At 44.2% G+C, this 721-nt stretch carries 1 protein-coding gene; it reads right to left on the reverse strand.

Annotated features, from left to right (window positions below; genetic code table 11):
- Positions 1-721: hypothetical protein (locus ACFIJP_RS09465; RefSeq protein WP_375627164.1), on the reverse strand; the 721-nt coding region annotated here is incomplete at both ends.

A 721-nucleotide genomic window follows, 5' to 3' on the forward strand; every position in this document is an offset into this window, starting at 1 on the left:
TAAAGTGATTGGTCCAACACTGCCCCCTCCACCAGATGCCGTCAAAGTCCTCGCAGAATTCTGCCGGCTTTGAAGTTCTGCAACCTGATCGTTGGCTTGTATCGCTTTTGTCTGATAACCAAGGTTTTGTGCTATCCTATAAATCTCTTCTGCCGGATTGAGATCTCTTTGTGCACAAGTCGCTACAAGAGCATGCAATTGATCTCTTATAATCGCATCTATTGTGTTTTGTTGTCCATACTCAGGATAAAGTGATGACCAAGAACTCAATTCCTTTGCGCGTGCCTCATAAAGAAAATTTGCCGCGGCATCAAAATCACTGGATTTATTTTGAAACGACTTAACAGAATTATTAAAAAATTCACCAAGACGCATATCGTGCTGCTGCTGTTCCTCAGCTTGTCTTAGCGCTTCTTTCTGTTCCCTAATATACGCATCTTGCTTTTGAATCTTATCTAACATCCACGCCACTAAACGAACAGGATCCTCACGTAGGTCTGGGGGTGCATTTTCACCTTCAACCATTGGCGTCTGGGATTGGGGTTCATAAAACTTTACAAGCGCTTCACGGGCTTGTTTGGTTTGTTGCTCCACACGCTGCTGCTCTATACTAGGAACAATCTCTGAAGGTTTTTCAACGGGCTGTGCAACCGGCTCTGGAGAGGTGACATCATCATTATCAATCGTTTCACCATCATAAGTGCCGGCATCAAAAGAGCTC

The organism is Bartonella sp. MU37NMGALS (assembly GCF_042194015.1).
Lineage (GTDB): Bacteria > Pseudomonadota > Alphaproteobacteria > Rhizobiales > Rhizobiaceae > Bartonella > Bartonella grahamii.